This is a genomic window from Vibrio splendidus 12E03 (genome assembly GCF_000272105.2).
GTDB lineage: Bacteria > Pseudomonadota > Gammaproteobacteria > Enterobacterales > Vibrionaceae > Vibrio > Vibrio splendidus_I.
In genome coordinates this window covers 1-821 of the sequence record NZ_AJZD02000219.1, presented here as the reverse complement: position 1 = coordinate 821, position 821 = coordinate 1, and the positions used below count along the sequence as shown (strand labels likewise).

Here is an 821-nt window from a genome sequence, read left to right as displayed (position 1 = left end):
GGCTTTGTTTCCTAATTCGAGTTCAGGTACAAACTCGCCTAATAAGGATAATTGTTAGGCGCTCACTATCGTTTTAGGCATACCTAGCCCAGTGAGCTTGTTTAACGCTTTTATCATGGCGTAAGTCTCACCAACCTGTGCATTGTAGTTTCTTAAACTTAATTTTCTTCACACGGAACATCGCCGTCTCTGAGAGCGAACGTTTATGGTAGCCGTACTTCTTTTTCCAATGCTTATTTGAACCATATAGCTTCTGACAGCCGACCGCTAGATTGCGGGGATGACCTTGCTCCCAGAAGGCTGCGCCTTCCCTCGGTGGAATAAGCGGAACAGCATTTTTTACGCGAATAGCTTCGTAGCACAACCTTGTGTCGTAAGCACCATCGCCAGATATCTCATTGATTCTTCGGCGGGTCTGTTTGAGTAAGTTTGGAAGTACTTCTCCATCGCTTACATTCGATAAACTTAATTCAGCGGCAATGATTTCATGCGTGTTTGTATCGACCGCTAAATGTAGCTTTCTCCAGACTCGACGCTTCCCGTCTGTGCCATGCTTTTTGATTTTCCATTCGCCTTCGCCGTCGACCTTCAGGCCTGTCGCATCAATGGCTAAATGCTGGATAGCTCCTTTCGTTTTGGGCTTGAACGTGACGTTGACCGTTTTGGCTCGCTTACTAATACATGAATAATGAGGACATGACAACGGCAATTGAGCAAGCTTGAAAACAGAATTGATGAATTCTTGCAGACCTCTCAACGGCATTGAAAATACTCGTTTGACCATAAGAGCCGTCGTAATGGCTAAGTCACTAAACAAACGA

General features: G+C 45.1%; 1 pseudogene. It reads right to left on the bottom strand.

The annotated features are described in order from the left end of the window. Positions 1–54 precede the first annotated feature (54 nt). A pseudogene (locus A142_RS14955) lies at positions 55–821 on the bottom strand (IS5 family transposase); the annotation flags it as partial.